The 21,011-nt window shown below is 72.4% G+C and carries 21 protein-coding genes and 4 pseudogenes; 10 read left to right on the top strand and 15 right to left on the bottom strand.

Annotated features, from left to right (window positions below):
- Positions 1 to 10 precede the first annotated feature (10 nt).
- The 5 genes and pseudogenes from ACT2CW_RS21115 to ACT2CW_RS21135 all read right to left on the bottom strand — a co-directional run.
- Positions 11 to 754: pseudogene (locus tag ACT2CW_RS21115) on the bottom strand (ThuA domain-containing protein); the annotation flags it as partial.
- A 398-nt stretch (positions 755 to 1,152) separates the two neighbouring features.
- Positions 1,153 to 2,304, bottom strand: coding sequence for a Gfo/Idh/MocA family protein (locus ACT2CW_RS21120; RefSeq protein WP_445517801.1), 1,152 nt, complete (start codon positions 2,302 to 2,304; stop codon positions 1,153 to 1,155).
- Positions 2,305 to 2,365: 61 nt separating this feature from the next.
- Complete coding sequence (locus tag ACT2CW_RS21125; RefSeq protein ID WP_445517802.1) at positions 2,366 to 2,572, bottom strand: hypothetical protein; 207 nt, start codon at positions 2,570 to 2,572, stop codon at positions 2,366 to 2,368.
- A 121-nt stretch (positions 2,573 to 2,693) separates the two neighbouring features.
- On the bottom strand, positions 2,694 to 2,945 hold the full coding sequence (locus ACT2CW_RS21130; RefSeq protein WP_445517803.1) for an IclR family transcriptional regulator domain-containing protein: 252 nt from the start codon (positions 2,943 to 2,945) through the stop codon (positions 2,694 to 2,696).
- A 37-nt stretch (positions 2,946 to 2,982) separates the two neighbouring features.
- A pseudogene (locus ACT2CW_RS21135) lies at positions 2,983 to 3,186 on the bottom strand (helix-turn-helix domain-containing protein); the annotation flags it as partial.
- A gap of 262 nt (positions 3,187 to 3,448) precedes the next feature.
- Between ACT2CW_RS21135 and ACT2CW_RS21140 the strand changes: the two are divergent.
- From ACT2CW_RS21140 to ACT2CW_RS21150, 3 genes and pseudogenes are all read left to right on the top strand, one after another.
- Positions 3,449 to 3,595: pseudogene (locus ACT2CW_RS21140) on the top strand (alpha-mannosidase); the annotation flags it as partial.
- A gap of 68 nt (positions 3,596 to 3,663) precedes the next feature.
- Positions 3,664 to 4,089 (top strand): hypothetical protein, encoded by a 426-nt coding sequence (locus ACT2CW_RS21145; RefSeq protein ID WP_445518133.1) that lies wholly within the window; start codon positions 3,664 to 3,666, stop codon positions 4,087 to 4,089.
- Positions 4,090 to 4,130: 41 nt separating this feature from the next.
- Positions 4,131 to 4,982, top strand: coding sequence for a putative RNA methyltransferase (locus ACT2CW_RS21150; protein WP_445517804.1), 852 nt, complete (start codon positions 4,131 to 4,133; stop codon positions 4,980 to 4,982).
- 33 nt (positions 4,983 to 5,015) lie between these two features.
- Here ACT2CW_RS21150 and ACT2CW_RS21155 read toward each other — a convergent pair.
- Positions 5,016 to 5,252 (bottom strand): annotated as a pseudogene (locus ACT2CW_RS21155) (hypothetical protein); the annotation flags it as partial.
- A 3-nt stretch (positions 5,253 to 5,255) separates the two neighbouring features.
- Complete coding sequence (locus ACT2CW_RS21160) at positions 5,256 to 6,272, bottom strand: SLAC1 family transporter (RefSeq protein ID WP_445517805.1); 1,017 nt, start codon at positions 6,270 to 6,272, stop codon at positions 5,256 to 5,258.
- A gap of 141 nt (positions 6,273 to 6,413) precedes the next feature.
- Here ACT2CW_RS21160 and ACT2CW_RS21165 point away from each other — a divergent pair, with 141 nt between their 5' ends.
- Positions 6,414 to 6,980: a CGNR zinc finger domain-containing protein gene (locus ACT2CW_RS21165; protein WP_445517806.1), complete on the top strand. Its 567-nt coding sequence runs from the start codon at positions 6,414 to 6,416 to the stop codon at positions 6,978 to 6,980.
- Between the two features lie 84 nt (positions 6,981 to 7,064).
- On the opposite strand, the gene ACT2CW_RS21170 is transcribed toward ACT2CW_RS21165, so the two are convergent.
- The 8 genes from ACT2CW_RS21170 to ACT2CW_RS21205 all read right to left on the bottom strand — a co-directional run bounded on the left by ACT2CW_RS21170 (position 7,065) and on the right by ACT2CW_RS21205 (position 14,245).
- Positions 7,065 to 7,880: an alpha/beta fold hydrolase gene (locus tag ACT2CW_RS21170; protein WP_164424136.1), complete on the bottom strand. Its 816-nt coding sequence runs from the start codon at positions 7,878 to 7,880 to the stop codon at positions 7,065 to 7,067.
- 31 nt (positions 7,881 to 7,911) lie between these two features.
- Positions 7,912 to 9,249, bottom strand: coding sequence for an aldehyde dehydrogenase family protein (locus tag ACT2CW_RS21175; RefSeq protein WP_445517807.1), 1,338 nt, complete (start codon positions 9,247 to 9,249; stop codon positions 7,912 to 7,914).
- A 185-nt stretch (positions 9,250 to 9,434) separates the two neighbouring features.
- Complete coding sequence (locus ACT2CW_RS21180) at positions 9,435 to 10,952, bottom strand: AfsR/SARP family transcriptional regulator (RefSeq protein ID WP_445517808.1); 1,518 nt, start codon at positions 10,950 to 10,952, stop codon at positions 9,435 to 9,437.
- Complete coding sequence (locus tag ACT2CW_RS21185) at positions 10,883 to 11,281, bottom strand: response regulator transcription factor (RefSeq protein ID WP_445517809.1); 399 nt, start codon at positions 11,279 to 11,281, stop codon at positions 10,883 to 10,885. Before ACT2CW_RS21185 ends, ACT2CW_RS21180 begins: the two co-directional genes overlap by 70 nt.
- Positions 11,278 to 11,505, bottom strand: a complete 228-nt coding sequence (locus ACT2CW_RS21190) for a hypothetical protein (RefSeq protein WP_445517810.1) — start codon at positions 11,503 to 11,505, stop codon at positions 11,278 to 11,280. The genes ACT2CW_RS21185 and ACT2CW_RS21190 overlap by 4 nt, the downstream gene beginning before the upstream one ends.
- 222 nt (positions 11,506 to 11,727) lie before the next feature.
- Positions 11,728 to 12,219, bottom strand: a complete 492-nt coding sequence (locus ACT2CW_RS21195) for a hypothetical protein (protein WP_445517811.1) — start codon at positions 12,217 to 12,219, stop codon at positions 11,728 to 11,730.
- Positions 12,220 to 12,475: 256 nt separating this feature from the next.
- Entirely contained in the window at positions 12,476 to 13,534 is a 1,059-nt protein-coding gene (locus ACT2CW_RS21200) for a helix-turn-helix transcriptional regulator (protein ID WP_445517812.1), read from the bottom strand.
- Positions 13,535 to 13,708: 174 nt separating this feature from the next.
- Positions 13,709 to 14,245 (bottom strand): NUDIX domain-containing protein, encoded by a 537-nt coding sequence (locus tag ACT2CW_RS21205; protein ID WP_445517813.1) that lies wholly within the window; start codon positions 14,243 to 14,245, stop codon positions 13,709 to 13,711.
- A gap of 228 nt (positions 14,246 to 14,473) precedes the next feature.
- On the opposite strand from ACT2CW_RS21205, the gene ACT2CW_RS21210 reads away from it, so the two are divergent.
- The 6 genes from ACT2CW_RS21210 to ACT2CW_RS21235 all read left to right on the top strand — a co-directional run bounded on the left by ACT2CW_RS21210 (position 14,474) and on the right by ACT2CW_RS21235 (position 21,010).
- Positions 14,474 to 15,703, top strand: coding sequence for an MFS transporter (locus ACT2CW_RS21210; RefSeq protein WP_445517814.1), 1,230 nt, complete (start codon positions 14,474 to 14,476; stop codon positions 15,701 to 15,703).
- A gap of 19 nt (positions 15,704 to 15,722) precedes the next feature.
- Positions 15,723 to 16,640: a TauD/TfdA family dioxygenase gene (locus tag ACT2CW_RS21215; RefSeq protein WP_445517815.1), complete on the top strand. Its 918-nt coding sequence runs from the start codon at positions 15,723 to 15,725 to the stop codon at positions 16,638 to 16,640.
- A 73-nt stretch (positions 16,641 to 16,713) separates the two neighbouring features.
- Entirely contained in the window at positions 16,714 to 18,285 is a 1,572-nt protein-coding gene (locus ACT2CW_RS21220) for a pyridoxal phosphate-dependent aminotransferase (RefSeq protein WP_445517816.1), read from the top strand.
- Between the two features lie 3 nt (positions 18,286 to 18,288).
- Complete coding sequence (locus ACT2CW_RS21225; RefSeq protein ID WP_445517817.1) at positions 18,289 to 19,095, top strand: BtpA/SgcQ family protein; 807 nt, start codon at positions 18,289 to 18,291, stop codon at positions 19,093 to 19,095.
- Positions 19,092 to 20,291, top strand: coding sequence for an SIS domain-containing protein (locus ACT2CW_RS21230; protein ID WP_445517818.1), 1,200 nt, complete (start codon positions 19,092 to 19,094; stop codon positions 20,289 to 20,291). The genes ACT2CW_RS21225 and ACT2CW_RS21230 overlap by 4 nt, the downstream gene beginning before the upstream one ends.
- Positions 20,288 to 21,010, top strand: coding sequence for a cupin domain-containing protein (locus ACT2CW_RS21235; RefSeq protein WP_445517819.1), 723 nt, complete (start codon positions 20,288 to 20,290; stop codon positions 21,008 to 21,010). Before ACT2CW_RS21230 ends, ACT2CW_RS21235 begins: the two co-directional genes overlap by 4 nt.
- Position 21,011 lies beyond the last annotated feature (1 nt).

Here is a 21,011-nt window from a genome sequence, read left to right on the forward strand (position 1 = left end):
TCGGGGGTCACTTGGCCACGCCCATGGCGTAGGTGATGCCACCGAGGAGGTGCTGCCGGAAGGCGGGCTCGGCGTAGGACTCCTTGGTGTGCCCGAGGCCGGTGTAGAAGGCCCGGCCGCCCTTGTACGCCTGGTACCAGCTGATGGGGTGGTCGCCGTTCATGGTGCCGCCGCTGTACGAGGACTCGTCCAGCGCCGCGAGCACGTGCACGGTGGCCGTACCGCGCGGATTGGTGCGGTAGTTGTACCACTCGTCGGTGCGCACCCAGGTGTTTCCGAGGTGGGCCGTCGCCGGGTGGGCGTGGTCCTCGACTTTCACCGTGGCCTGCTGGATCGCCGGGTGGGACTGGAACCAGGCACCGCACAGGCCGCCGTAGAACGGCCAGTCGTACTCGGTGTCGGCGGCGGCGTGCACCCCCGCGTAGCCACCGCCCGCCGCGATATAGCCCTCGAAGGCCGTCTGCCGAGCCGCGTCGAGGACGTCGCCGGTCGTGGACAGGAAGACCACGGCGGCGTAGCGGGCAAGGTTGCCGGGGGTGAAGGCGGCGGCGTCCTCGGTGGCGTCGACGGCGAACCCGGCCTGGGTGCCCAGTTGCCGGATGGCGGCGATGCCGTCGGGGATGGAGTCGTGCCGGAAGCCCGCCGTCTTGGAGAACACCAGCACCCGGCCCGCCTTCGGGCGCCTGCGGACGGGCGCGGCCCACGCGGGCGCGTTCGCCGCGGTGATCAGGACGGCACCGGCCGCGGCCTTCATCACGGAGCGGCGCGGGGCGGGGCCGGGGACGGGCGGGTCGGGACGTTTCCTGTGCACGGGGAACCTCCGGGGAGAAGTGTGATTCTCAAAGGGGGTTGGGCACAGCGCGCGCCGTCGCGCCTGGGGCGCCGCACGGATGCGAGCCTCGGTGAGGGGGGATGGACCGCGTCCGTTGAGCGTAAGGGGACCGTACCGAGTCGGCCCCACTTTGCAAAGCCCGTTGACAAAATCCTGTGCCCAGTCATCATCGCTCCCCTGCCGATGGCTGCGGCGACATGGCGCACGGCCTTCTCGGCCACCTGGTCACCGCGTGAAGGTGCAGTCGTCCAGATCGAAGAGGTTGCCCTGGCCGGGGGAAGCACCGATATGCGGCTCCGCCGCGTGGCCCGCCGCGGGCGTCACGATCTGTCGGACACCCCCTGGCCATGGCCCGCCGACATGAAAAGCTCGTCGGCGAAGGGCACGGGCTCGGGACGGGAACATGTGGTGCCGACCGGCAGCGAGACCCGCTCCCGGACGGCGTCGAGCAGGGTGAGCATCACGTCCAGGACATGCCGGGCGAGCTCGGCGGAGGTCCGGTGCGGACGGCCCTCCGCCAGCGCCCGGGCCATGTCGGCGAGGCCGTAGCCCCGGGCGGAGCCCAGGTATCCGGCCGACGGCGCCAGCGGCTCCCAGGTGCCACCGCGCCAGAGCTCCACCGGGCCGTCGAAGGTGTTGGGGTCGGGCACCGACAGCGAGCCCTCACTGCCGTGGACTTCGATGCGCGGCAGCCGGGCCGCGTGCACATCGAAGCTCATCAGCAGTGTGGTGAGCGCGCCGCCTCGATGCTCCAGAACCCCCGTGACATGGGTGTCCACCTCCACCGCGAAGCGTCCGCCCGCGCGCGGCCCGCTGCCGATACTCCGCTGCGCGCGCGGCCGGGAGGCCGCCCCGGTGACCCGGACCACCGGGCCCAGCAGGTGTACCAGGGCGGACAGATAGTACGGGCCCATATCCAGCAGCGGCCCGCCGCCGGGCCGGTAGTAGAACTCCGGGTCCGGATGCCACACCTCGGGTCCGGCGGTGGCCATGAAGGCGGTGGCCGCGACCGGTGTGCCGATGAGCCCGTCGTCCACGGCCCTGCGCGCGGTCTGGGTGCCCGGGCCGAGCACGGTGTCCGGCGCGCAGCCGACCCGTAGCCCCGCTCGCCCGGCCGCGCCCAGGATGGCGTCGGCCTCCTCGCGGGTGCCGGACAGCGGCTTCTCGCCGTACACATGCCGGCCCGCGGCGAGCGCGGCCAGCGCCACCTCGGCGTGCGCCGCCGGGATGGTCAGGTTGAGTACGGCGTCGACGTCCTCGCGTGCCATCAGCTCGCCGGCCGACGCGGCGACGGCCACGCCCTTCGCGGTCTCGGAGGACGCCTCGGCGGTTTTGGCCGCGGCTTCGGCGCGGGCCCGGTTGAGGTCGGTCACGGCGGTCAGGCGCAGTCCCGGCAGCCGCGCCAACGTGTCCAGATAGGCCCCGCTGATCTTCCCCGCCCCGACCAGCCCTATCCTCAGCGGCTCGCCCACAGTGGTCCCCTCCCGGTCAGCCCCCGTGCCTGCGGCGCCCATCTGCTCGTCTCGTTCGTCGTCACGGCCTCTGCACGCTCCCGGTTGAGGGGGCCAGACGGTGCAGGTCCTCGATGTCGCCGGGGTCGCGGCCGCGCAGCAGCGGGGCGAGGCAGCCCTGAGACGCCGTCAGGAAGGTGCGTACGGTAGTGATGCGGAGCTGGTCGCCGCGCTCCTCCGCCCGGGGGGCCTGGGCCAGTGGGAGGTGCGGCTCGCGAGGTGCGGACATACGCTCCCATTCCCATAGCCGAATGGCGATCGTCCATTTGAACGTAAGGAGGGTTCAGGGGCGGTGTCAATGACCGTACCGGGATCCGGCCGGACCCGGGCGCCCGGCGGTGTGCGGAGGCTCAGTGCTCCCCGAGGCGCTTCAGCAGCGTCCGCAACGAGTGGGCCGCCTCGGTGACATGGGCGGCGATCTCGCTCAGCCGGGCGTCGTCCATGCGGCTGCGCGGCGCCGAGCAGCTGATCGCGTCGCCGCCGCCGCACCCGGTGCCGAGCGGGACCGCCACACAGCGGATGTCCACCGAGCTCTCGCCCTCGTCCGCCGCCCAGCCGCGCTTGCGGGCATCGGCGAGCGCGCTTGGCCAGGTAGACAACATCCGTGTGGTCCAGCCGCCCGAGGTGGACGGCCTCGCCCGTCTCCTCGGCCAGCAGGTCGAGCACGGGCCCGGCGATCCCGGCCAGGTCGTCGCTCTCCAGATAGGCGGTGCCGGTCAGCAGCGCCTTGAGGCCGAGGCTGTAACGCGTTCCGGACGGGTCGGTCTCCACCCAGCGGCGGGACTCCATGGTGCGCAGCACCGCGTGCAGGCTGCTCTTGGGCACGGACAGGGTGCTCGCCATGTCGGCGAGCGAGAGCCGGGCGCCCTCGGTCACGGCAAGCCTATGTTCCGTTACTCCAACGCCATTCGGCCTTCTGAACGCTTCGCATCGGGCGGGGGCTCCCCACGGAAGGAACGTGAGATGGCGCAGAGCCCCGGCACCTCGCGCCGGACCTTTCTGACCCGCACGGCCGCGTGCGTCGCCCTGGGCGCCGGGGCCCTCGCCTCGGCGTCAGGCCGGGCGGCCTCACCCGCCCGACCGGATCGGCTCCGACTTCTACCCGGTGGCCGGTGCGTACGACTCCGGCGACCGCGCCGTGGTCGACCGCCACATGGGGTGGCTGGCCCAGGCCCGTACCGGTGTGCTCGTCACCAGCTGGTGGGGACGGGGCGGCTACGAGGACCAGCGGGTGCCGCTGCTCCTGGACGCGGCGGCCGCACACGGGCTCGAGGTGGCCTGGCACCTCGAGCCGTACGCCGGACGCACCAGACCACGGACGTGTCAAAGGTGGCGCACTTCGGCGGCATGTACACCTACGACGCCATCGCCGCGGGCGACAATCCGCAGTGGGCCGGTCCGGCCGCGTACTGCCGCGACCGCGGCATGGTCTGGGCGCCGTCCATCGGCCCCGGCTACATCGACGACCGCGCGGTGCCCGGCAACACCACGCCCACCCTGGAGCGCGCGGACGGCGCCGGCGCTGAGCTACCGGACCTACGACGGGGCGTACGGGCGGACGGGCCGCGCGGCCGAGACGGCCTATCTCGACCGCACCGCGTACTGGGTGGGCCGCTTCGAGTCCGCCGCCCGCCGCCGCTGAGGCCGCCGGGCGGACGCGCCGGGCGGACTGGCCGCGAAGGAACGAGCGCGCCCGCCGGCCGAGGCACGGGGCGGGTGTGCGGCACCCCCGGATCATCCGCATAGGCTGGGACCCTGTCAGGACAACAGCGGCAACGGGGGACACGATGCGGAAAGAGGCGGTTCGGTACCTCCACTGCCCGTACTGCTCCGGCGCCATGACGATGACCGACGGCACGCTGCGGTGCTCGCAGGGGCACAGCTTCGACGTGGCGAAGCAGGGGTACGTCAATCTGCTGCGTGGCGCCGCCAAGTTCAGCGCGGACACCGCCGCCATGGTGGCGGCCCGCGCGGAGTTCCTGGCCGCCGGTCACTACGCGCCGATCGCCGGGGCGCTGGCCGCGCTGGCGCGCGAGACGGCACCGGAGGCCACGGGCGGGGACCCCGGCTGTGTCGTGGACATCGGCGGCGGCACGGGCTATCACCTCGCCCGGGTGATGTCGGAGTTCCCGGACTCCGAGGGGATCCTGCTCGACATCTCCAAGTTCGCCGCCCGCCGGGCCGCGCGGGCGCACCCCCGGATCAGCGCGGTGGTGGCCGACGCCTGGGACGGGCTGCCGCTCGCCGACGGGGCCGCGTCGGTGGTCCTCAATGTCTTCGCACCGCGCAATCCGGCCGAGCTGCGGCGGATTCTGCGCCCTGAGGGTGTGCTGCTGGTGGTGACGCCCCGGCCGGATCATCTACGGGAGCTGGTGGCGGCGCTGGGGCTGCTGCGGGTGGGCGAGCAGAAGGACGAGCGGCTGGCGGACCGGCTCTCGGCGCATTTCACCGAGGTGGCCCGCGAGCGGTCGCGGAGCACCATGACCCTGGACCACAAGGCCCTGCCGCAGCTGGTGGGGATGGGCCCCAACGCCTGGCATCAGCAGAGCGAGCGGCTGGAGGAGCGCATCGCGCGGCTGCCCGAGCCCTGCGATGTGACGCTGTCCGTCACGCTCACGGCGTACCGCCCGCTGAGCTGACGCCCGGTCGCCACCGGACTCCACAAGGGGCCCTCACGTCCAGACGGTGTATCCGCCGTCCACGCGGATCGCCTCGATACCGCTGATGTACCGGGCGCCGCAGCGGTCCTGGGGCAGGACGAGCTGGGGCCCGCGCGGTCGAGCGGAGTGTCGTCGATGGTGACCGCGAGCAGGACCGGGGCACGGCCGAAGTCCGGGTCGATCGGCCCAGGACAGCAGCGCACGGTGGCCGTCCGCCCCGTGTACGGCGATCAGGAGGCGCAGCCGGTCCGCTCATCGAGGGCTCGGTTGACGACCGGACCGCAGGCGCCAGAGCCGACCGCCATGGACGAGCGTCGCGGCACCCAGGAGGAGGAACGCGCCGCTCGCCACCGCCAGCAGCGCCCAGACCACGGCCTCCCGGTGCGGTACGTCCGCCGCGTACGACCAGCGCACCAGGAAGTTCGTGGTGGCGGCCACCGGAAAGATGTAGACCCACAGCCCGGTGTGGAAGGACCGCTCGCGGAGGGTCGGCAGCAGGAACGCGACCAGGGCGAGGGTGAAGAAGAGGATGCCGGAGAACCCGTAGCCGACCCCGTCCAGGCGGCCCCCGTGCGCGGCGAGCCAGGCGCTGCCGCCGACGGCGGGCGGGATGATCAGGACGGTGAGGGTGGGCCGGGCCGGTGGCGGCAGCGGACTGCTGGTGACCAGACTGCCGAGGATGACCGTCCCGAAGGCCAGCCAGTACAGAACCCCCACGGCGAAGGCCGCCGCCGCCACCTCGGGAAGGCGCAGCGCCGACGCGGTGATGCTCGCGATGAACGGCCCGGAGGAGACCGGCAGCAGATAGCCGGGGTGCAGGACGGTCTCGCTGAGGGTGCCGGTGAGCCAGTGGGCGAGCAGACGGGCGGCCACCAGCGCGGCCGCCACGAGGAAGACGGCGTAGGCCCAGCGGGCCCCGTCCTGGCCGAAGCGCGAGAAGTGGCCGGTGATGAGCATGCCGATGATGGGGACGTACGCGAGGGCGAACCCCTGGCCCGGGTGGCGCAGATCCTCGCGCAGATTCCGCCACCGGGCCCCGCCGTGGCGTACGTACGCGGCCAGCAGCACGACCCAGATCAGCCCGCTGACCGCGTACAGCGCATCGCTGATCTGGATCCACGCCGACACCGCGGAGGCCGCCGCCTGCCAGGCCCCGCCGAGGCCCGCCGAGCCCAGCGAGATCGCCAGCAGACTGATGCTCGCGCTTCGCGGATCACGGGAGGCGGGGGGTGTGCGGGGCGGGGATTCGATCGAAGTGGCGGAGGCCATGAGTGGTCCCAGGAGTTGACGGAGTCACGGAGTTGATGGCGTGACGTAATGGTCTAAATTTTTAGACGCTTACGTTATAGCATGCACAGCCACCGAGGTGTAAGTCTCATTCACCAATAGACCATGTGCTACGATGGCTGGGTGGCCAGAGAAGAATCGGACTCCGGGCGGCGCGTCCCCGCGACCGCCGAGGCGATCGTGGACCTGCTCAACTCCCGGCCGCACGGCCCCGCGTTCCCGGAGACGCTCCAGGACCCCGAGACGGCGAGCGCCGTCCTGCGGCCGTTCGGCCAGCCCGCCGCGGAGAGACCATCACCGCAGCGCATGGCCAGGATCCGCGGTCTGCGCACGACCCTCATGGACATCATCACCGCGCCTGACGACGCGGAGGCGGCACCCGGCTGGGCACAGCTGGCCGAGCGCGCGTCTCCCGTCACGCTGCGGCAGGACTTCTCCGAGCCCGGGAAGGTGCGGCTGCGACAGGTGGGTGGCGATCCCGTGCTCGGTGGCATCACCCTCGCGGTGGCGGAGCTCATCTCCGACGGCACCTGGCCACGCATCCGCATCTGCGCCAATGACCGCTGCGACCACGCGTTCTACGACACCACGCGCAGCCGCACCCAGCGCTGGCACGCGTACGACACCTGTGGCAACAAGAGCAACGTGGCCGCGTACCGGGCCCGGAAGAAGGCCCGGCCCGGCGGCTGACGGCGAAACCGCGTTGCGGCTGACCGCGAAACCGCCCGGCGGCCGTCCCGAGAGCCGCCGGGCGGAGCAGACCGCGGGGAAGGGTCAGTTCGCCTGCCACCAGCCGGTGACGGCCTTGGCGTAGTCGTCCGCGCCTTCCTCCCAGACGAAGTGACCCACATCGATGATGTCGAGCCTGCTGTTCGGCAGGCGTTCGTGCAGATACTCGGCGTTCGCGAGCGGCACCACCGGGTCGTGGCGGCCCGCGATCACCTGGACCGGCGTCTCGATGCCGGGCAGCAGCCCGCTCAGCACCGGCAGTTCGTCGGGGTACGCGCGGACGTACGGCATCTGGTCGACGAACCGCTGGCCCGTATAGGCCGCGAGGTAGTCCTCGCGCACCACCTCCGGCAGCTCATAGCCCTCGATGTTGGCAATCGCGGCCGTCATGATGTCCTTGGGGCCCAGGGCCCGGTACGGGGCCAGGTCCTCGGCGTGCACCCACTCGTCCAGCACCCCGCCCAGTTGCAGCGGGACCGCCGCGCCACCGGTGCCCACGACCGCGCTGCGGAACCGGTCCGGGTGCTGGGCCGCGGCGAACAGCACCGCGCTGGTGCCGATGTCCGGGCCCACGACATGCGGTTTCGCCAGCCCGAACGCATCGGCCAGCCGCACGATGAACTCGCCCATCGCCTTCGGCGACAGCAGGTCCTCGCGGAGTTCGGAGTGCCCGAACCCCGGCAGGTCCACCGCGATCAAGTGGGCGTGTTCGGCCAGCCGCGACCAGCCGGCGTCGTAGGCGTACAGGCTCTCCGGCCAGGGGCTCAGCAGCAGCGCCTCGTGCTCATGGGGCTTGTCGCTCTCGGCGTACCGGATGGACAGTCCGTCGACCGTCCGGAACCGGGTCTTGATCTCGCTCATGTCCTTGTCCTTTCGTGATCCATGGGGTGTTTCAGCTGAGCGGGACGTCCAGGACCGCCTTGCGGTGGCTGAACGTCTCCAGTGAGTAGCGGCCGTGGTAGCTGCCCATGCCGCTCTCCCCGACACCGCCGAACGGCAGGGTCGGCAGGGTCAGATGGAAGACCGGGAAGCCGAAGTTGACGGCGCCCGAGGAGGTTTCGGCGATCAGCCGGGCCCGGGTGGTGTCGTTCTCGGTGAAGGCGTAGAGCGCGAGCGGCTTGTCGCGGTCGTTGATGAAGGCGATGGCCTCGGAGAGGTCGGCGACGGTCAGGATGGGCAGGATGGGGCCGAAGATCTCCTCCTGCATCACCGGCTCGTCCGGCTTGACGTCCAGCAGCACGGTCGGGGCGATGTACTTCTCGGCGCGGTCGCTCTGCCCGCCGACCACGGTGCGGCCGGAGCCGAGCAGCGCGGTCAGCCGGTCGAAGTGGCGCTCGTTGACGATGCGTCCGAAGTTCCCGGCGGCCCGCGGATCGGCCCCGTACAGCCGCTCGATCGCCTGGGCCAGGGCGGGCACCAGCGCCTGGGCCGTGTCCGGGTCGGTGAGGACGTAGTCGGGGGCGACACAGATCTGCCCGGCGTTGGAGAACTTGGTGGCCGCGATGCGTTCGGCGACCGTGGCGAGGTCGGCGTCGCGGTCGACGAAGACCGGGGACTTGCCGCCGAGTTCCAGGGTGACGGGGGTCAGATGCTCGGCCGCCGCGCGCATCACGATCCGGCCCACGGTGCCGTTGCCGGTGTAGAAGACGTGGTCGAAGCGCTGGGCCAGCAGCGATGTCGTCTGTGCGACACCGCCCTCGACCACGGCGGTGGCCTCGGTGTCGAGATGGGCCGGAAGGAGCCGGGCCAGCAGTGCGGAGGTCCGCTCGGCGAGTTCGGAGGGCTTGATGACCACCGCGTTGCCGGCCGCCAGCGCGGCGGCGACGGGGGTCAGCAGCAGATAGATCGGATAGTTCCAGGCCGAGAGGACCAGGGCGACGCCGAGGGGGTCGAACTCGGTGCGGGCCGTGGTCCCCTCCGGCAGATGGGAGACGGTGACCTCCGCGGGCTGCGGGGCGAGCCACTCCTCCAGGTGCTCGAGGTAGTCGTCGATCTCGCGAACCGTGATGTCGATCTCCGACTGGTCGACCTCGGCGCGGTTCTTGCGCAGATCGGCCCAGAGGGCGTCGGCGATGGCGTCGCGGTTCTCGGTCAGCAGCGCGCGCAGCCGGGTGAGCTGCTCGCGGCGCCAGGCGAGGGGTTTGGTGCGGCCACCGCGGTGGGTCTCGCGCAGCCGCGCCACGAGCGCGGCGGCGTCGGCCTCGGTGAAGGCGGGGTGGGTGAGGGTCATGGGGCGTCCGTTCTCCGGCGCCCGGCCACGGCGGGCGCGGGTGCTCGACGTAAGCGTCTTTCTGATTTAGACGCTTACGTTGTAGCACACGCAACCGCGGGCTTGTAATCCTCTTCAGTTGATAGACCATGTTCCGAGGCGCTCGCCGACCAGGCGGCGCCCCGGCGCTCACCGCACCCCGGCCGTCACAGCGCGGCGTGGGCGGGGACCTGACGGACCTCCGTGCCGTGTCCTTGCCTGCGGACCCGGACGGCCTCCCAGCCATCGGGGGGCTCCGGGCCGACGCGGTACGCGATGACCGGCTCACTGGCGCGCCGGGTCACCTCGCACACCCGCACCTGCCCCCGCGGGGCGAGCGCCAGCAACCGGAAACATCGGTCGGCCGCCTCCCCCATCACCCTCGGGGCGGCATCGGTCTCCCCCGGCCGGAACAGCAGATAGGCGTCTCCCGTGACCACGGCGACATGGAGACACGCGGGGCCGGGACCCCTGAGCGCGGGACCGGCGGGACCCATGCCGCGGCCCGCGAAGCGGTCGCGCATCGCGAACGCCGCCCGTACCGCCCGGGCCGCGTCGTCCTCGCTCGTCTCGGGGTGGCCGAACAGCGCAGAGAAGACCGGCCCGGCCGCATGGGCCATGGTCCCGCCGAACCGTGCGACCTCCTCGCGGACCACCCGCTCGGCCTCCCGCAGCGCGTCCTGGACGCTCGACGGATCGTGGCCCTGGCCCTCCAGCGCGTGCCGCACCCACACCAGGCTGATCCGCTTGTGCTCCACGGTGAACTCGCTCAGCCGCCGTGGCCGGGTGGTACGCCCGCCCACTGCGGCGAGACCCGCCCTGCCCTGGGCCGGGGCGGCCGGGGCCTCGCGCGCCGCATCGGGCCTGGGCAGGGGCGTCACATCGCCCAGCCCGGCGCCGTCGACCGGCGCGGGAGGGGACGGAGGGTCGAGCTCCGGGTCATGGGCGAGGATCGCCCGCTCCAGCTTCTGCATCTCGCGGGTGGGTTCGAGGCCGTACCGCTCGACCAGTTCCACGCGGCGGTGGCGGTAGGCGGCGAGCGCCTCGGTCTGCCGTCCGCAGCGGTACAGCGCCAGCATGAGCTGACAGCTCAGGCGCTCCCGCGTCGGCTCGGCGGCGGCCACCGCCTGGAGCTCCCCCAGGACCGCGTGGTGACGGCCGCACGCCAGCTCGGCCTCGAAGAGGTCCTCCTGGGCGTTGAGCCGGCTGTTCTCCCACGCGGTCAACTCGGGCCAGACGAGGCCGTCCTCGACGAGGTCCGCGAGCGCGGGCCCCCGCCACAGCCCCAGGGCCTCCCGCAGCACCCGCGCGGCCGACTCATAGGAGCCGGCGGCCACCTCGGCCCGGCCGCGCTCCACCGCGCGCCGGAAGCGGAGCAGATCGACGGCGTCGGGGTCCACCCGCAGCCGGTACCCCGGGGCGTCGGTCACCAGCGTGGCCCGCCCCTCGGAGCCGGGTTCGCAGGACAGGGTCCGGCGCAGGTCACGGACCGCGTTCTGGAGCATCTTCCGGGCGGTGAGCGGGGTGTCGCCGGGCCACAGGGCGGCCAGTAACCTGCTCGTGGCCACCACGCTGTTGGCGTGGATGAGCAGATGGGCGAGCGCCCCACGCTTGATCACTCCGCCCAGCGGCACCGGCACTCCGTCATCGAGCACCTCGAGGGGGCCGAGCAAGTGGAAGTCCACGGAACCTCACCTTCTGTCTGGATGCGCGTGTCCCCGTGTGTCCCCCGTGTGCTTTGCGTTCCCCGCGTTTCTCGCGCCCCCGCGTTCCCTGTGGCCCCCGAGCCCGTCTCCAGGGCGTCGGCCATCGCGAGCCGCAGCAGTTGCAGGCGATGGGTGGCCCCCGTCTTCGCACGGATGCGTCGCATATACGTGTCGACGGTGTGCGGGCTGAGGCCCAGAGCGCGCGCCACGGAGGGGTAGGTGTGCCCCTCCAGAACGCGGTCCAGCACCTCGCGTTCGCGGTCGCTGAGTAAGTCCAGCGGTTGACGGGCGGGCCGTCCGGCCCTCATCGGCCCGACGGCAGAGCCTTGCCGTGCAGGCCCCAGCCGGTGTCGTCCTCGCCGGGCGACTTGGCGCCGGCCGCCGCCAGGGGCGCGGCGTCCATGGCGACGGCGAGCGGGCGAGGGCCACGGGTGCCGGTGCCGGCTCGGTCGTGTGCGGCCGTACTCAGGAAGAGCGAGAGGGCCGGTGCGGCGATCGCGGTCATGACGGCGGTGAGGAGCAACGTACGCATTCTGGCCTCCGGTGGAAGAGATCCGGTGTGGGAGTCGGCCCTGGGCTCGGATGGCTCGATCATGGCTCGCCCCCGGCCCGCGCACCACGCGTTCCGCCGCTCACCAAGGTGCCAGGCAACAAAACGAGGGGGGAGCATAAGGGAAGGAATGGGACTCTTCGGTCGTCCGGTACCGTCCTGATCAGGCCTCCATGGCCCATGGCCGCCCCCGCATGGGCGCGATCACGGTGTGGCGTGGAGCACCAACAGCAGCAACCGGCACGGCGCCCAGGCTTCGGAGAGCGTGCAGGAATGGCGTGCGGGCACGAAGACCATCTCCCCGGCGCGCAGCCGCAGTTCGACTCCCCCGCCCTCGGGGTCCGCCGGGCCCGGGCCCTCGACGCGGCAGCGCGCTCCGCCGCTCAGCGGGAAGAGCAGGGCGTCGGCGCCGACGCGCCCGAGGGGGAGCGCCGTCCCGGCCGGCAGCAGCCGTTCGTACGCCTCGACGGGGTAGCCCATGACATGGCCCAGTTCGGCGGCCAGTCGGCGGGCGGGCGCACCGAGCGGAGCGGGCCGCCACTCCGTGTCCGCCACTTCCCCGCCGTACGTCCCGTCAAGGCTCGGCAGTACGGTGTGGGCGCGCTCGGGCCAGACCACCGCGGGGCCCCTGTCCTGGTACGTCGACAGGCACAGCGCCAGGTCACGGAGGAAGAGTTCCCAGTCGGTATCGGACACCCTTGCCCTTCGCTCTCGAATGGGCCGCCGGAGGTGTCGTCCTCGGAACCCCCCGCGCAGGCGGCTGCCCATCCTCGCCCGCCGACGCCCCGGGGTGCCAGTCCCGTACCGGCGGTCCCGTACCGGCGTGACAAACACATTCGGCCAGGACGGGTGGGGTCGCGGTGACGGACACTTTCCGCCAGAACGCATGAGGCCGCGACGGCGCACCACCGTCGCGGCTCCACCTCCCCGCCCACTGCCGGACGGGCGCCGATTACCGGGCGGCCTCGCCGACCCCGGTGTCCGGTGCGCTCTCGTCGTGGTCCAGCAGACCGGCGCGGGCGGCGAGGACTCCGGCCTGGAACCGGCTCACCGCACCGAGGGTGTCCATGATGTCGGCGACATGCTTGCGCGTGGTGCGCAGCGACATCCCCAGTCTGCGGCCGATCGCCTCGTCCTTGTAGCCCGCCGCGAGCAGGCGCAGGATCGTTCCGTCCAGCTCTTTCGCCACGGATTCCAGACCGTCGACGGCGGCGTCGGAGAAGGGCCGGGCATGGGCCCAGGCGTTCTCGAAGACCGAGCAGAGATAGCTCACGACGGACGGCTCGCGCACGATCACCGCCCCCAGGCTTCCGTCCCGGTCGGGGATGAACGCCAGGTCCCGGTCGAAGACGATCAGGCGGCCGAAGGGATCGTGGACGGTGCGGTATTCGGCGCCCAGGCCGGACATGACGGCCACGTACGCCTGGCTCGGCGCGTTGAACCTGGCCGTGTGGTTGTAGAGGGTGCGCATCCGCACCCCCCGGGCGAGCAACGCCGTGTCCCGGCTGATCGCCTCCTCCAGCACCTCCGGCGCCCGCCCGCCGCCGGGCTGGCTGCTCAGCACCTCCTCCTGGCACTCGTTGGAGGCGCGGTTCAAGGCGGCGCGGACCTCGTCCAGATGGCCGATCACCTCGATGCTCCCGGCGGTGTGCCGACGGCTGCCCTCGAGGAAGTGGGCCCGCAGTCGGCCGAACTCGACACGGATCTGGTCGAGTTGGCGCCGCCGCTCCTGGAGGGACTCCTGGATCGGGGCGGTGAGCGCGGCTGCGGCCAGGTCGGGGTCGACGGGTACCAGGAGCGCCGGGTCCTTCGAATGGGAGCGCAGCAGACCCAGTTCCTTCAGCCGGTCGACCGCCGCGTCAAGCTCTTCCCCGGGGATTTCCAGCTCGGATAATGTGCACAGGAATTTTCTGGTCACCTGCTGGAACCGCAGTATGCAGGAATACACCGCGACTTCGGTGTCGCTCACATAGGAGGAGCCGCAAGCGGCCCGCTGGAGGGGCAGCTTCACAGGCTCTCCCCTCGTCCGTCTCGTCCGTCGAGGGCTCTTTTCGAGAAGCCATCGGACGGGAATCCGACATCGGACAGCCGGTGTCTCTGCAACATTTCGCTTTCTTTTCTCTTCTCCCACTGGGTCCGGTCAGAAGCGCTCTGGTGTGACAGACGTCCATCGCCGCGGGCGGGTTCACTCGCGCCCCGCCCCGGTGTGCGAGGCCGTCCCCAGGAGTGCGGCCACGGCCGCCGTATGTCCGTCGAAGGCCAGCGTGACCGGTGCGTCGAGGACCTGCCATCCGGCCGTCTCGGGCATCGGCGCGGCCTCGGGCAGGGTCGCGGCGTCGCGCACCGGCAGCAGGGCGAAGACCTCGAGGGTGTCGCGGGTGGAGTGCACGTCGAAGAGGCGGACCCGCCCCGGATCGGCCGCCAGGCCGGTCTCCTCCCGCAGCTCCCGCACGGCGCCCTCCCGCCAGGTCTCCCCGACCTCCACATAGCCGCCGGGCAGCGCCAGCCGCCCCAGGGCGGGCTCGATGGCCCGGCGCACCACGACCACCCCGAGCCGGCCTGACAACGTTGCCACGGGCTGTAGGACCACCGCCGCGGGCAGTGGGTTGCGCCATTGGGTCTCACCGCAGCCGGAGCAGTCCCGCGGCCACCCGGCCTCCTCGGCGAAGGCGGTACCGCAGTAGGAACAGTGTGTGACGCGGCGTCCACGCGTGTACCCCATGAGCCTCCCACTCCGCTTCCTCGGCATGCGGCAGCAGGCAACATACAACAACCGGGCCGCCGCACCAGGGGGAATGCCCGTGACCGGCCCGGCTCCGCCCGGGCCCCGGCGGGCCCCGGGGACCGACGGCCCGGGGAAAGCTCCGGTCATCGCGCGGTCATTTCCCCAACCGCCGCCGCCGTTTTCACAGTTCCCGGCGAATTCCGTCCGATCCCTACAGTTGTCCGCGTGCTGAATCGACTTCTCCCCGCTTCGGGGCCGGGACGCGTGCTGGCCTTGGCGACCCTCTTCCTCACCATGGGACAGGGCGCCTTCATGACGTGTTCAGCGCTCTATTTCACCACGGTGGTCGGAATTTCCGTGCCCCAATTGGGACTCGGGCTGACCATTGCCGGAGCGGTGGGGCTGTTCGCCGGAGTTCCGCTGGGGCATATGGCCGACCGCCACGGCGGGCGCGAGACGGCGGCGCTGCTGATCGCCCTCAACGGGCTGGCGGCCGCCGGATATCTCGCCGTCGGTTCCTTCGCCCAATTCACCGTGTCGGCATGTCTGTTCGTGGTGCTGGAGCGCGGCGGCCGGGCGGCCCTCCAGACGGCCGTGGCGGGCACCCTGGGCGGGGCGGACCTGGTGGAGACCCGGGCCTATCTGCGCGCGATCACCAATGTGGGCGTGGCGGTGGGCGCCGGATTCGCGGGCATCGCGCTGCAATTGGACTCGCCCGCCGCGTTCCGTACCGTCCTGGTACTGGACGCCCTCTCCTTCCTGGTGGCCGCGGCCGTGCTGACCGCCCTGCCGAAGGTGGCGCCGGTGGCCGCCGCACCGGGCGGCGCCGGGCAGCCCCGGCTCGCCGTTCTGCGCGACCGGCCCTTCGCCCTGGTCACCGCTTTGAGCGCGGTGCTGTCCCTGCACGCGGTGCTGCTGGAGATCGTGGTGCCGCTGTGGATCGCCGGTCATACGGACGCGCCCCGCTGGATGGTGACGGCCCTGTTCCTGCTCAACACGGCGAACGTGGTGGCGTTCCAGGTGCGGATCGCCAAGCGGGTGTCCGAACTTCCGCTCGCCGTACGGGCCGTCCGGCAGGCCGGTTTCGTCCTGTGCGCCGCGTGTGTGCTGTTCGCGGCCTCGTCGGCGGACGGCGTGGCCACGGCCGTGGCCTTCCTGCTGCTGGCCGGCGCGGTGCATGTGTACGGGGAGATGGTGCTGTCGGCCGGTGCCTGGGTCATCGGGTTCGACCTCGCGCCATCGGACAAGCAGGGGCAGTACCAGGGGTTCTTCTTCTCCGGCTACGCGGCCTCCGCCATGATCGCGCCCACCTTTCTCACCGCCACCGTCCTCCAGGGCGGTGCCTTCGGCTGGCTGCTGCTCGGCGGCCTGTTCATCCTCGCCGGCCTGGCCATGAAGCCGGTCGTCGGCTGGGCCGAGCGCACCCGCGCCCCGCGGCTCGCCCACAGCGGCTGACCCCCCAAGGAGCACTGCGATGGAACATCGATCCGCCCTCTCCCCCGCCCGGCCCCCGGTGCGCGGCGCCGGGGACGGGCCCGCCCACGGCACCTTCCTGGCCGACCCGGCCGATCCGCACCTCGCACCGCGCGAGCGGCTGCTCGGGAATGGCGTCCCGCTGGCCGATGTCACCGGCCGCCCCCGGCCCGATCTGACGGCCGGGCCGCGTGACGCCCTCCACGCGGAGGTGTCCGAGCAGCTGTGGAGCCGTGGCCTGGCCGCGATCCAGCTCGACGAGCCCCTGACCGACGACCGGTTCACCGCGCTCGGCGCGTTCCTGGGCACGGCCATGCCCGAACGGGACCCGGCCGTCGCGCCGTACGTGGAGCGGGAGGTGATCCTCAACCTGCGCAGCGAGCACGCCCGCACCGACGACGTGTCCTTGCAGCCCTTCGCCGTCAACCACCTCTCGCTGCACACCGAGAGCAGTGGCGCCCCCGTCGACACCCAGCCGCGCTACATCGTGCTGATGTGCCTCGCCCCCGGGGACGCGGCGCAGGGCGCCAGGACGGTGCTCGTGCCGATGCGGGAGGTGGCGCGCCGGCTGTCCCCGGAGACGCTGGCCGTGCTCTCACGCACCCGGTACCGCGACCGCCCCGGCGTTCCCACGATCGCCCGGCGGGTCGGGGACCGCTGGGTGTTCTCCTTCCGCGACTTCCTCGCCGATGCGCTCCGGTGGTCGTACGAGGGGCCGGAGGAGGACGCCACCGCCGTGGGCGACGCGCTCCGCGAGCTGCTGGCGGCCATGTACGCGCCCGAGTACGCGCGGGGGCTCCAGTGGCGGCGCGGGCTGCTCGTCGTCATCGACAACACCTACTTCTTCCACGGGAGAACCAGCGGTTCGGCCACGCCCGAGGCGCGGCAGCGGCACCTCAAGCGCCTGCGCGTCGTGTAGGGCGCGTTTCGAAAGTCCCGCCCATGCCATCCGTTCACGCTCGCCCCCAGGGGCGGCCCACTCGGGGAAACGCATGAAACTCTTCGAATCCGTACCGTCTCCGCGTCCGTGTCACGCCCCGCCGGACGCGCGCGAGACCGCGGCGCGCCCACCGCGTCCCGGTGGCATCCGCGATGTCTTCACACCCGGTGTCGACCACCGTGTCCTGGAGGTCTACGCCCGGGCCCGCGACCCCCACGACCCGCTGGAGCTGCGGGACCTGTGGCTGGGACGGATCGAGCACGAGCTCGGTGGCAACGCCCTGCGCCCGGCGCTCGCCGAGACCTGGCGTGCCAGCAGGCCGCGCCGGTCCGTCGAGGCCGAGGAGGTGCTCTCCTCCCGCGCCACCGTCCGCTTCGTCAAGGAGCTGTTCAACTGGTTCTTCCGTGACGACCTCTACGGCGAGCTGCGGGACAGCGCCCGCTACATCCTCTCCAGCGGGTCGATCGACGAGGAGCGGTGGGGGCTGCCGCAGAGCCTGAAGGAGTGCGTCCGCTACGCCCTCGACCGGGACTGGTACGGCTACTCCGACTCACGCGGCCGGGTCCCGGCGCGCGAGGCGATCGCCGCGTACGAGAACGCCCGCGTCGAGGGGGCGCGCTACGGCACCGAGAACGTGGCCATCACCATGGGCGGCACCTTCGCCATCAGCACGCTCGCCGACTTCGTGCTGCACGGCGGCGCGCGGCCCACCGCACCGGCGCTGTGCGCGATCCCCAACTACCCGCCGCTGGTGGAGACGATAGCCCGCAGACACGATGTGCGGCTGGTGCCCCTGGCCTCCGAGGGCGGCCAGACCTCCCTCGAGCCGCTCATCGCCGCGCTCACCCCGGACACCCCGCTGGTGATGCTCCAGACGGTGGGCAATCCGACCGGCGCCGCCGTGGCCGAGGCCGATCTCGTCCGGCTGATCCGCGCCGCCTCGCCGTCCACGGTGATCGTGCTGGACGAGTGCCACGAGTGGCTCGGGGACTACGAGAAGCGGTCGGCGGACCGGGCGGCGCCCCAGGTGGTGCGGGTGTCCAGCCTCTCCAAGACCTGGTCGGCGCCGGGGCTGAAGGCCGGGTGGTTCCTGGCCGATCCGACGTTCATCGACGAGTACTACGAGTACGCGTCGTCCTCCTTCGGCGGCCCGCCCTCGTTCTTCTACACGGTCATCGAGGTGCTCGCCCGTCTGGAGCGGTGGCTCATCACGGGCGTCGAAACACCGGGTCCGGCCGAGGCCAAGGAGTTCGAGTCCTCGTACGACATCGACCTGGAACGGCTGCGGAACGCCTACCGCGGCTATCGCGTCGAGCGGCTGCGCCGGGCCGAGGATCTTACCGTCCTGCGGGACGCCGCCACCGTACGGCTGACGGAGATCCCCGGCCGGGTGCTTCCGCCGCGCTTCTCCATCAACACCGCGGTGGAGCTGCCCGGTTGGGACGACTCCTACCGGTGCTTCCGCGACGTCCTGCGGGAGACCGGCGTCTCGGTCTTCCCCGGGATCCTCACCTTCTGTCTCTCCGGCGGCGTCGTGCGCGTCACCACGTCCCGGCCGTGGGACGAGCTCGCCCCCGCCCTCGACCGGCTGCGCAGCCACGCCGCCCCCGGACACGGAGGCTGACCCATGGACGGATGGCTGACCGCGGGCGGCCGCAAGCTGGTCCTCGGCATGGTGCACCTGTCACCGCTGCCCGGCACCCCCTTCCACGAGGAGGGTTCCCTCGCCCGGATCCTCGACACCGCCGTGCGGTCCGCGCGGGCGCTGTACGAGGGCGGGGCGGACGGCTGCCTGATCCAGACCGTGGACCGGGTGTACACCGTCGACGAGGAGTCCGACCCGGCGCGCACGGTGGCGATGGGCCTGATCACGCGTGCGGTGGCCGAGGCGACCGGCGAACGGTTCCACATCGGTGTGCAGCTGATGCGCAACGCCCTCAAGGCGTCCCTGGCGGTGGCGAAGGTGGCGGGCGGCGACCACATCCGCGCGGGCGCCCTGGTGGGGCAGACCCTCACCGCGCACGGCATGGTGCGGGCCGATCCGCTGGCGGTGATGGACTACCGCCGCCGCATCGGCGCCGACGACGTCAGAATCATCGCCGAGATCGACTCGATGCACTTCCGGTGGCCCGACGGGCAGAAGTCCACGGCGGAGGTGGCGCGCGCGGCGAAGGCCGTCGGTGCCGACGCGGTGTCGCTGTGCCACCCGGACGAGGACACCGCGCTGGGGATGATCGCCTCGGTGCGCGAGGCCGTCCCCGGCCTGCCCGTGATCCTGGCCGGACACACCCGCCACGAGAACGCCGCACGGCTGATGGCCGCGGCGGACGGGGCGTTCGTGGGCACCTGCCTGGAGCGCGACGGCTGGGGCGGCGAGATCGACCGCGACCGGGTGGCGGAGTACGTGGACATCGTACGGAGGCTCGAGCGGTGACCGGCCGAAGCGATCCGAACCCGCGGGCCGGAGCCGGAATCCAGGCGCCACCGCCGCCCCTGGACCCCGCGGTGATGCTGCGTCAGACCGATGCCCTCGCCGGGGACCTCCGCGAGCGCACCGGGCCCTTCGACGAGCGGGTGCGTACCCTGCTGCCCGCGCGGTGGGCGGCGGTGGACACCGTCAGCATCGTGGGCGACGGCGACTCCTACCACGCCGCCTGCGCCGTGCGAATGGCCTTCACGACGCTGGCCGGGGTGGACTGCCGCCCGGTGAACGCGCTGCGGTTCGTGGAGTACGACCACCCTGGCAGCCGCCCCGCCGACCACCCCGGGCTCGGTGGTGGCCGCCCGCCGCGCAATGAACTCACGCTCGCGGTCTCCGCGTCGGGCCGTACCCCGCTCGTCGTGCGGTCGGCCGAAGGGGCCAGGGAGGGCGGGGCGCATGCCCTCGCGGTCACCGGAACGCCGGACAGCCCGGTGGCGCGGGCGGCCGATGACACCCTGCTGGTCGACCTGCCGGACACCGAGCGGTCGCCGGGTGTGCGCACCTACCAGGCCAGTGTGCTGGGCCTGCTGCTGATCGCCATACGTCTCGGCGTGTTGCGCGGCCGCCTCACCGGGCAGGAGGCGGACGCGCTGCGCGGCGAACTGACCGCGCTGGCCGGACCGGTCGAGGCGACCGCCGGGGCGGCCCGGTCCCGGTGCCCCGGGATCGCCGAGCGCATCGCCGACGCGGCCGTGCTGAGCGTGCTCGGCAGCGGCCCCTCCCACGGCACCGCGCTCTTCGCGGCCGCCAAGGTGATCGAGACCTCCGGCGTCTTCGCCACCGGGCAGGACCTGGAGGAGTGGTGCCATGTCGAGCGGTTCGCCCGGCCGCCCGGGGCGCCCGTGATCGTGGCGGCCGCGCCGGGGCGCACGTACGGGCACGCCGCCGAAGTGGCCGCGCGGGCGGCGGCGCTCGGACGGCGTGTCATCACCGTGGCGCCCGAGGACGACCCCGGCGTCACCCGGCTCGGCTGGGCCGCGCTGCCGGTGACCGGGCGCGTGCGCGAGGAGTTCTCGCCCCTGCTCTACCACGTGTTCGCCGCCCCTCTTGCCTGCCATCTGGCCCAACACCTGGGACGGGCGCCGTTCCTGGCCGACCTGCCCCGTCCGACCCCGACCACCCCCCGACACCGCGGAGAGACACCGTGACCCGGACCACGACGGAAGACCTGTCCACCGACCTGTCCACCCAGCAGATCATCTCCCTGCTGACGGAGGAGTTGCACGACCTCGACCCCGCCGAGCGCAAGGCGAAATCGCTCGAACTGCTCTCGGTCTTCGGCCGCGCCAAGGCCGACGCGCTGTCCGCCGAGGAGCGCCCCGAGGCGCCCGAGACCCCGCCCGGCCCGCTGCTGATCTGCGACTGGGCCGAGGATCTGGGCCTGGACGGCTCGACACAGCAACTCGGCATCACGGTCGAGCCCGGCCCGACGAAGGTGATGAAGACGGCCGCCGCCACCGGACACTCCCTGGTGTCCAGCGGACATGTGGGGGCCGACATCCTCCATGTCCCGGCGGGCAGCGGTTTCGCGCCCCACACCCACCCCGGGGACCATCTGCTGTTCGTGCTCGCGGGCACCGGGACGATCGCGGTGGCCGGTGAGATCGTACGGACCCGGCCCGGTCAGGTGTACATGGTCCAGGGGGCCGTCACCCACGCGGTGGGCGCGGTCACCGACCACATGATCCTCTCCGTGGGCGCGCCACACCGCCGCCTGGACAGCCCGGACCGGCAGGAGCTGACGGCGTACGCGGCGCTGCTGGGCGAGCTGGGGGAGATCACCTGCCGGCTGTGCGACATCCGGGCCACCAGCGGCGAGGAGCTCGCGGCGAAGGGCTGCACCCACTCCCCCCACCGGTTCGGGTGAG

Source organism: Streptomyces sp. NEAU-174, assembly GCF_052665095.1.

Coding starts and splice junctions, on each gene's coding strand:
- ACT2CW_RS21125 (WP_445517802.1), bottom strand. CDS start 2,572: ATGTCCGCACCTCGCGAGCCGCACCTCCCACTGGCCCAGGCCCCCCGG.
- ACT2CW_RS21130 (WP_445517803.1), bottom strand. CDS start 2,945: ATGTTGTCTACCTGGCCAAGCGCGCTCGCCGATGCCCGCAAGCGCGGC.
- ACT2CW_RS21150 (WP_445517804.1), top strand. CDS start 4,131: ATGCGGAAAGAGGCGGTTCGGTACCTCCACTGCCCGTACTGCTCCGGC.
- ACT2CW_RS21160 (WP_445517805.1), bottom strand. CDS start 6,272: ATGGCCTCCGCCACTTCGATCGAATCCCCGCCCCGCACACCCCCCGCC.
- ACT2CW_RS21170 (WP_164424136.1), bottom strand. CDS start 7,880: ATGAGCGAGATCAAGACCCGGTTCCGGACGGTCGACGGACTGTCCATC.
- ACT2CW_RS21175 (WP_445517807.1), bottom strand. CDS start 9,249: ATGACCCTCACCCACCCCGCCTTCACCGAGGCCGACGCCGCCGCGCTC.
- ACT2CW_RS21185 (WP_445517809.1), bottom strand. CDS start 11,281: ATGAGGGCCGGACGGCCCGCCCGTCAACCGCTGGACTTACTCAGCGAC.
- ACT2CW_RS21190 (WP_445517810.1), bottom strand. CDS start 11,505: ATGCGTACGTTGCTCCTCACCGCCGTCATGACCGCGATCGCCGCACCG.
- ACT2CW_RS21205 (WP_445517813.1), bottom strand. CDS start 14,245: ATGGGGTACACGCGTGGACGCCGCGTCACACACTGTTCCTACTGCGGT.
- ACT2CW_RS21215 (WP_445517815.1), top strand. CDS start 15,723: ATGGAACATCGATCCGCCCTCTCCCCCGCCCGGCCCCCGGTGCGCGGC.
- ACT2CW_RS21220 (WP_445517816.1), top strand. CDS start 16,714: ATGAAACTCTTCGAATCCGTACCGTCTCCGCGTCCGTGTCACGCCCCG.
- ACT2CW_RS21225 (WP_445517817.1), top strand. CDS start 18,289: ATGGACGGATGGCTGACCGCGGGCGGCCGCAAGCTGGTCCTCGGCATG.